At 72.9% G+C, this 7,895-nt stretch carries 7 protein-coding genes; 1 reads left to right on the top strand and 6 read right to left on the bottom strand.

All coding sequences use genetic code 11. The annotated features are described in order from the left end of the window. Positions 1–88: 88 nt before the first annotated feature. Both AB0J04_RS27105 and AB0J04_RS27100 read right to left on the bottom strand, forming a co-directional pair. Positions 89–1,192, bottom strand: coding sequence for a Zn-dependent alcohol dehydrogenase (locus AB0J04_RS27105; protein WP_363171160.1), 1,104 nt, complete (start codon positions 1,190–1,192; stop codon positions 89–91). Between the two features lie 15 nt (positions 1,193–1,207). Then, positions 1,208–2,596, bottom strand: coding sequence for an aldehyde dehydrogenase family protein (locus AB0J04_RS27100; RefSeq protein ID WP_363171159.1), 1,389 nt, complete (start codon positions 2,594–2,596; stop codon positions 1,208–1,210). 282 nt (positions 2,597–2,878) lie between these two features. Here AB0J04_RS27100 and AB0J04_RS27095 point away from each other — a divergent pair, with 282 nt between their 5' ends. Continuing rightward, on the top strand, positions 2,879–3,475 hold the full coding sequence (locus AB0J04_RS27095) for a hypothetical protein (protein WP_363171158.1): 597 nt from the start codon (positions 2,879–2,881) through the stop codon (positions 3,473–3,475). Here AB0J04_RS27095 and AB0J04_RS27090 read toward each other — a convergent pair. From AB0J04_RS27090 to AB0J04_RS27075, 4 genes are all read right to left on the bottom strand, one after another. Then, the gene (locus AB0J04_RS27090) at positions 3,427–4,122 is read right to left on the bottom strand and encodes a class F sortase (protein WP_363171157.1); all 696 of its coding nucleotides are present in this window, start codon (positions 4,120–4,122) and stop codon (positions 3,427–3,429) included. The two genes, AB0J04_RS27095 and AB0J04_RS27090, sit on opposite strands and share 49 nt — an antisense overlap. Continuing rightward, positions 4,112–4,993, bottom strand: coding sequence for a hypothetical protein (locus AB0J04_RS27085; RefSeq protein ID WP_363171156.1), 882 nt, complete (start codon positions 4,991–4,993; stop codon positions 4,112–4,114). The genes AB0J04_RS27090 and AB0J04_RS27085 overlap by 11 nt, the downstream gene beginning before the upstream one ends. Before the next feature lie 103 nt (positions 4,994–5,096). Beyond that, positions 5,097–6,344 (bottom strand): MFS transporter, encoded by a 1,248-nt coding sequence (locus AB0J04_RS27080; protein WP_363171155.1) that lies wholly within the window; start codon positions 6,342–6,344, stop codon positions 5,097–5,099. A gap of 30 nt (positions 6,345–6,374) precedes the next feature. Then, entirely contained in the window at positions 6,375–7,805 is a 1,431-nt protein-coding gene (locus AB0J04_RS27075) for a citrate:proton symporter (protein WP_363171154.1), read from the bottom strand. Positions 7,806–7,895: the final 90 nt, after the last annotated feature.

The raw sequence follows: 7,895 nt of genomic DNA, 5'->3' as shown, positions 1-7,895 counted from the left end.
CTCGTACTGGACGTACTTGGGCTTTCGGCCGGTGCGGCGAGAGTGCGTGCCGGGCGTCGCGACGGGGCGAACGTTGCCTGCCGCGGCACTAGCGGCTTTCCAGCAGCTCCTGGAACACCACCAGCGCCCGGCCGCCCTTGCCCGCCAGCATGTTGTCGAAGGCCGCCGGGATGCCGTCCAGCGCGATCCGCTCCGTCACGAGGGCGGAGAGGTCCAGGCGGCCGGCCCGTACGTGCTCGGCGAGCACCGGGAGGTCCTCGGCGGGGTTGGAGTTGCCGTAGACGCAGCCGGACAGGGTCCGGCCCCAGTGGAAGAGTTCCAGCGCGTTGAAGGTGACCTGCTGGTCCTTGCCGCCGATGCCGACGACCGTGGTGCGGCCGCCGCGCCGGGTGGACTCCCAGGCGGTGCGGATGGCGACCGCGCGGCCCACGCACTCGACGGCCACGTCGACGCCCTGCTTCCCGGTGCGGCCGCGGATCTCGCGGGCGGTCTGTTCGGAGGCGACGACGTACTCCGTGGCGCCCGCCGCCCGCGCCAGCTCCTCCTTCTCGGGGGAGACGTCGACGGCGACGATCGTCGAGGCGCCGGCGATGCGGGCCGCCTGGAGGGTGGCCAGGCCGACCCCGCCGACGCCGAAGACGGCGACCGTCTCACCGGGCCGGACCTTGGCCGAGTGGTGGATCGCGCCGTAGCCGGTGAGGACGGCGCAGCCGAGGAGGGCCGCGTCGGTGAGGGGGATGCCGTCGGGCAGGGGCAGCACGCAGGAGGCCGGGACGACCGTCTCCTCGGCGAAGGCGGCGACGTTCAGGCCCGGGTGGAGGTCGATGCCGTCCGTCGTGCGGGCGTAGACCTCGGCGGCGCCGTTGAGGGCGTTGGCGCACAGCCAGACCTCGCCGAGCGAACAGGCATGGCAACGCCCGCAGGACGGAGCCCAGTTGAGGATGACGCCGGCGCCGGGCGCGAGGTGTTCGACTCCCTCGCCGACGGCGACGACCGTGCCGGCGCCCTCGTGCCCCAGGACCGCGGGGACCGGCACCCGCATGGTGCCGTCGGAGAGGGACAGGTCGGAGTGGCAGACCCCGACGGCGGCGAGCCGGACGCGGACCCGGCCGGGGCCGGGATCCGGCAGGTCGATCTCCGTGATCTCCAACGGAGCCCCGATGGCGGGCAGTACGGCGGCACGGACAGCCATGTTCGGTCGACTCCCTTAGAACTGGAGGGACTTGGTCTGGAGATACTCGGCGAGGCCGTGCGCGCCGAGTTCGCGGCCCACGCCCGACTGCTTGTAACCGCCGAAGGGGGCACGGGGGTTGAAGCGGCCCCCGTTGATGTCGACCTGCCCGGTGTCCATGCGGCGGGCGAAGGCCACCGCCTCCGTCTCGTCGCCGGCCCAGACGGCGCCCGCGAGCCCGTACACCGTGCCGTTGGCGATGCGCAGGGCGTCGTCCTCGTCCTCGTAGCGCAGGATGGTCAGGACCGGGCCGAAGATCTCCTCCTGGGCGACGGTCATGTCGGGGGTCACGTCGGCGAAGACCGTGGGGCTGACGAAGTAGCCCTGTTCGCGCGGGGCTTCGGGGCCGCCCGCGACCAGCCGCGCGCCCTCGGCCACCCCCTGCTCTATGTAACCCCGCACCCGCGCCTGCTGCTTGGCGTTCACCACCGGGCCGATGCGCTCGCCGTACTTGGCGGCCGCCGCGGCGGCCAGCTCGACCGCCGTGTCGTACTGGTCGCGGTGGACGAGCATCCGGGTCCAGGCGCTGCACGTCTGGCCCGAGTTGGACATCACGTTGGCCACGCCGACGTTGACCGCCTTCGCGAGATCCGCGCCCGGCAGGATGACGTTGGCGGACTTGCCGCCGAGTTCGAGGGCCGCCTTCTTGACGGCCGCGCCCGCCGTCGCGGCGATCTGCCTGCCGACGGCCGTGGAGCCGGTGAAGGAGACCAGGTCGACGTCGGGGTGTTCGGCGAGCGCCTGGCCGGCGACCGGGCCGAGGCCGGTGACGAGGTTGAAGACGCCGGCCGGGACGCCCGCCTCGTGGACCGCCTCGGCGAAGAGCTGGGCGGTGAGCGGGGTGTCCTCGGCGGGCTTCAGGACCACGGTGCAGCCCGCGGCGAGCGCCGGGGCGACCTTGGCGACGATCTGGTGGAGCGGGTAGTTCCAGGGGGTGATCGCGCCGACCACGCCGATCGGCTCCTGGAAGACGGTCGAGTTGCCGACCCGCTCCTCGAAGGAGTGGGTCGCGGCCAGTTCGGCGTAGGAGCCCGCGACCGCGATCGGCACGGCCGCGTGGACCGCCCGGGAGAAGGCCAGGGGCGAGCCGAGTTCGGCGGTGACGGTCTCGGCGATCTCCTCCTGGCGGGCGACCAGGACGTCCCGCAGAGCGGTCAGCCGGGCCGCGCGCTCGGCGGGCGGGGTCGCCGCCCAGCCCGGCAGGGCGGCGCGGGCGGCCCGTACGGCGGCGTCGACGTCTTCGGCGGTGCCCGCCGGGACGCGGCCGATCACCTGCTCGTCGACCGGGTTGACGACCTCGATCACGTCCTGGCCCGCGGCCGGGCGCCACGCGCCGTCCAGGTAGATGCCGTCGTGTGCCTTCATCGCGTTCCCTCCGGGCGGTGCTCGTCGTCCGCGCCCTAAACTAGCGTCGATAGTTTTCAGGCACCAGGGGACGCCGGGGCGCGCTGGAGTACGCCTCGTCACTCGTCCAGGTCGTCGAGGTCGGGCAGCCGGTCCGGGGCCGGGCTGATGCGCTCGCGCAGCTCCCGCTCCTCGTCGACGTCGAGCATCCCGTCGTCTTCGACCAGCGGGCGTGCCGATGCGGACGGCCTCCGAGCGCAGCCCGACGATCGCCTCACGGCCCTGCCGCACACGCGGCGACTCGTGGTCCGGGCAGAGGGGTTCGGGCAGCCGGAGGGCCTGTTCGCCGAGGCTGATCGTCATCGCCCCGTCGAGCGGGGCGCGCACCGGGCCGCGCAGCAGGTTGATGCGCGGCGCGCCCACCTGCTGGAGGACTCCGCCGCGCAGTACGGCGACCCGGTCGCCGAGCGACATGGCCTCGGCCTGGTCGTGCGCGACATGGACCGTGGTGACGCCCAGCTCCCGGGTCGGCTTGGAGATCTCGGCCCGCAGGCAGTTGCGGCGCTCGGCGTCGAGGTTGGACGGCGGCTCGTCCATCAGAAAGGCGGAGGGGTGCAGGGCGATGGCCCGGCCCGTGGCGACCCGCTGCCGCTCGCCGCCGAAGAGCTGGCCGGGATGGGGGTCCCAACCTCCCCCGCTCTCGGCTTCGCGCGAGCGGGGGAGGTTGCCACGGCCTTCCGGAGCTTCGCCCTCGGCATGTGCTCCAGCCCCGATACCCGAGCAACCGCACTGCCGGGTTCGGCGGGCGGGCGCGGTCCCGTCGGGTGGGGTCGGCGGTGGTGGGTGGTGGGTCAGCGGGTCGCCGTCAGGTGGGCGAAGACCACGACGTTGCTGGTGTAGCCCGTCGCGTGGCGGAACAGGCCTCCGCAGGTGAGGATGCGGAGCTCGGGTCGGCGGGTCGGGCCGTAGACCTTTTTGTCGGGGAAGGTGGCCTTGTCGAAGACCCTGACCCGGTCCACGGTGTAGACGGCGGTGTGCCCGTCCGCGCGCCGGGCCTCGATCCTGGCGCCCCGGGCCACCCGCGCGAGGCCGGCGAAAACCGCGGGGCCGGTCTTGGTGTCGCGGTGCCCGACGGCGACGGCCGTGCCCCGCTCCCCCGGCGTGGGGCCGCCCGCGTACCAGCCGACGAGTTCGGGGCTGTCGAGCGGCGGGGTCCCGAGGTGCCGGTCGGGGCCGAGCCGCAGCGGCATGATCGGTGCGTCGATGCCCAGCGAGGGCACGCGCAGGGTGGTCGCCGGGGACCGGGGCAGCGGGCGGGGCGGGGGCTTTCGCCGCTCGGACGTCTCCTTGTCCGCCGTCCGCTCGTCGTCGGCTCCGTCCCCGGCCGGGTGGGCGGCCGGCGCCCCGGCCTGTGCCGGTGCGACCGGGATGTCGTGCCCCCCGCACCGGACTCCCGCCGTCACCAGGACGACCGCGAGCGCGGCCGTCCTGGTGAGACGGTAGGCGCGAGTCCGGTGCCAGGGCCTGCGTGCGCGCCTACGCGGCACCGTGGGTGCGCCGGCGGGTCAGTCGGAAGTACGCGACGCCGCCGACGGCCACCAGACCGACGGCCGCGGCTCCGGCCAGCGGGGTGAAGGCGTGCGAGGTGTCGGCGAGACCGCCGCCGCCCGCGTGGACGCCGCCCTCCGGACCGCCGCTCTTCTCGCCGTTCCAGGCGGAGCCGCTCTGCTCGCCGGCGCCCTGCTGGGCGGCGCCCTGGCCCGTGGCGGTCTGACCGGTGGCGGTCTGACCCGTGGCGCCCTGACCTGTGGTGGCGGTCTGACCGGCCGCGTTCTCACCGGCCGCGGTCTGGCCGGTGGCGGTCTGGCCGGTGGCGGTCTGGTCGCCGCCCTGGCCGCCGCCCTGGCTGCCCGGGGCCGCGGCTTCCCGGCCGTCGTCCGTGATCGGCCGGTTCGGACCCTGGTTCCCGCCGCCGCGTCCGTCCTCACGGCAGTTGATCTTGAAGACCTTCACCTTGGGCGAGACGACCGGGGCGGCGTTGGGCGGAACGATGGTCCACTCCAGCGTGTACGAGCCCTCGGCCAGCCCGAGGGTGTCGGTGTGCCCTGCGCCCTGCGTCAGGACGATGTTGCCGGTCACCGTGGCGGTGTCGGGGGCCGGGGGCCGAGCCTTGATCGTGTAGGCGACGTTCGTCAGCTCGCCGAAGTTCGCCGCGTCGAGGTAGAAGCGGCAGGCCACCGGGTCGTCCTTCGAGACACCGGGCGGTACCTGCTCGCGGTGGATCCTGATGTCGCCGGCTTCCCCTACGGCCATGGCGGACGGCGCGGCGAGGCAGGTGAATCCCGCCGCGGCGAGCACCGTGAGGGCGGTGACGCCGAGGCGGGAGCCGCGGGCGGACGGGAGCGTCGAGGTGGACATGTGCATTCCTCCGAGTCAGGACGATTTTCATACAAATCGTTCTCGCACCTGACTCTCTTTCACATCGACGCCCCCGACTGTGGGAGCGCCGCCCGACGCGCCGTCAGACATCGCTCGACCGGCGCAATCCCGATCCAGGTCGCCGTCCGGCCGGGGCCGCCCCCGAGCCGCCTCCCTCGCGCGACTCCCCCGGCGACCGCAGCGCGACCCCCGACGACATCAGCAGCAGCACCCCCAGCATCACGAACGGCGCGGCCACGCCCGCGACCCCGGCGACCAGGCCCGCGGCGGCGGGCGCGGCGACCTGGCCGAGCCGGTTGCCGGTGAGGCGCAGCGCGAGGGCGGTGGACCGGGCGCCGTCGGGTGCGGCCTGGACGACCGTCGTCATGGACAGCGGCTGCCCGACGCCGAGGCAGAAGCCGAGCAGCGCGAGGATCACAGCGAGCCCCCAGACCGGCACCGGCAGCGCGACCGCGGCGCACAGCAGGGCGGCCAGCAGACAGGTCACGGTGAGCAGCGACGTCCGGCCGAGCAGCCGCAGCAGCGGGGTGAGGACGAGCCGGCAGGCGATGGAGGCCGCCGCGCGGACGCTGAGCAGGACGCCGATCACGGACGGCGCGATGCCCCGGTGTTCGCCGACCACCGGCAGATAGGCGGTGAGGATGTCCGTCGCGGACAGCACGGACAGGCTGACGAGGATGCCGGCGGGGACGCCCCGGGCGTGCAGGATGCGGCCGACGGGGACACGATCGCCTTGGCCCGCGCGGGACTTGGGCGTGGTGTCGCGGTCTTCTATGCGCCACAGCGAGGTGAACGCGACCGCGCAGCCCGCCCCCGCGACGAGCAGGGCCAGCGCGCTGCTGCCCGCCATGTCGGGACCGCCGATCAGCGCTCCGGCCGCTATGGGGCCGATCAGCTGGCCGAGGGAGGCGCCGATGGTGAAGTGGCCGAAGTTGCGGTCCTGTTCGTGCGGCGCGGACTGGCGGGCGACCAGCGACTGGGAGCCGATGACGAAGCAGAGATGGCCGAGGCCCATCACCCCGCTCCACAGGGCCATCGTCCAGAGCGAGCCGGCGAGGCCGCTCAGCGCGCAGCCGCCTGATATCAGGACCACGCCGACGGGCAGCAGGGGCGCGCAGCGGCCGTGGTCGGTGCGGCGGCCGAGCGGCACGGCCGCGAAGAGGGGCAACAGCGCGTACACGCCGGCGATGACGCCGATCGCCCGCTCGTCGGCGCCGAGCGCGAGGGCCCGGTAGGAGACGGCGGGCCGGGCCATCGACACCGCCCCCTGCGCGAAGCCGAAGGCGATGACGAGACGGAGCAGCCAGCCGCGGTTCCTACCGGGCCTCACAAGGTCCTCCAGTGACTTCGAGGAGGTGGATCAGATGATCCCGAACAGCATGCCCGCGCCGAGGATCACCAGGCAGGTGAGGGCGGCCCACTTGACGACGAACCTGGTGTGGTCGCCGAACTCGACCTTCGCCATGCCGACGAGGACGTAGACGGCCGGGACCAGCGGGCTGGACATGTGCAGGGGCTGGCCGACGAGCGAGGCGCGGGCCATCTCCAGCGGTGAGACGCCGTGCGCCGCGCCGGCCTCGGAGAGGACGGGCAGGACGCCGAAGTAGAAGCCGTCGTTCGACATGAAGTAGGTGAGCGGGAGGCTCAGGACGCCGGTGACGAGCGCCATGTGCGGGCCCATGCCCTCGGGGATGACGTCGACCATCCACTTGGCCATGTGGTCGACCATGCCCGTGCCCTGGAGGACTCCGGTGAAGACGGCCGCGGCGAAGACCATGCCGGAGACGTTGAGGACGTTGTCGGCGTGGGCGGCGAGCCGTTCCCGCTGGGAGGGGATGTGCGGGAAGTTGACGGTGAGGGCGAGCGCGGCGCCGAGCAGGAACAGCACCGGGATCGGCAGCCACTCCATGATCATGGCGGTCAGCAGGGAGACCGTGAGCAGCGCGTTGAACCAGTACAGCTTGGGGCGCAGGGTGGCCCGGTGCGGGTCGAGGCCCTTGAAGTCGTCCTCTTCCTCGTCGTCGTCGCCGAGCGCGACGGCGCCGCCGGAACCTCCGGCCGGGGTGGCGGACTTGTCGGCGCCGGAGCCGCCGGCGCCGACGAGCACGGACTCCGTCTGCTCGACCTTCTCCTCCACCAGCGTCTTCTTCTCCACCAGCACCTCGTCCAGCGTCAGCACGCCGAGCCGGGCGCGCTCGCGGCGGCCGAGGACGTAGGAGAGGGCGATGACGAAGAGCAGGCCCACGGCCAGCGCCGGGATCATCGGCACGAAGATGTCGCTGGCGTCGAGCTTCAGCGCGGTGGCGGCACGGGCGGTCGGGCCGCCCCAGGGCAGCGTGTTCATCACGCCGTTGGCCATGGCCGCGACGCCGGTCATCACGACCAGGCTCATCTTCAGGCGCTTGTACAGCGGGTACATCGCCGAGACGGTGATCATGAAGGTGGTGGAGCCGTCGCCGTCCAGGGAGACGATCGCGGCGAGCAGCGCCGTGCCGACGACGATGCGCAGCGGGTCGGCCTTGCAGAACTTCAGGATGCCCCGGACGATCGGGTCGAAGAGGCCGACGTCGATCATCACACCGAAGTAGACGATCGCGAACATGAGCATCGCCGCCGTGGGGGCGAGGCTGGTGACGCCGTCGATGACGTAGTCACCGAGCTTGGCGCCCTTCCCGACGAAGACGCAGAACAAGGCCGGGATCAGTACGAGCGCCGCGATCGGCGACATCTTCTTCAGCATGATCAGGACCAGGAAGGTCGCGATCATGGCGAAGCCGAGGATGGTCAGCATGAGTGGATACCTAACGTTCGCCCTTGAACATCCCACCTGGGGGTCGGCGGTGCGATGACGTTAGGTCTGTTCAAACGGTGTTAACAAGAC

Origin of the sequence: Streptomyces sp. NPDC050263 (genome assembly GCF_040655955.1) — a bacterium.
In the GTDB taxonomy this organism is placed as follows: Bacteria; Actinomycetota; Actinomycetes; order Streptomycetales; family Streptomycetaceae; genus Streptomyces.
This window is presented reverse-complemented; position numbering and strand designations above follow the sequence as displayed.

Coding starts and splice junctions, on each gene's coding strand:
- AB0J04_RS27075 (WP_363171154.1), bottom strand. CDS start 7,805: ATGCTGACCATCCTCGGCTTCGCCATGATCGCGACCTTCCTGGTCCTG.
- AB0J04_RS27105 (WP_363171160.1), bottom strand. CDS start 1,192: ATGGCTGTCCGTGCCGCCGTACTGCCCGCCATCGGGGCTCCGTTGGAG.
- AB0J04_RS27085 (WP_363171156.1), bottom strand. CDS start 4,993: ATGTCCACCTCGACGCTCCCGTCCGCCCGCGGCTCCCGCCTCGGCGTC.
- AB0J04_RS27100 (WP_363171159.1), bottom strand. CDS start 2,596: ATGAAGGCACACGACGGCATCTACCTGGACGGCGCGTGGCGCCCGGCC.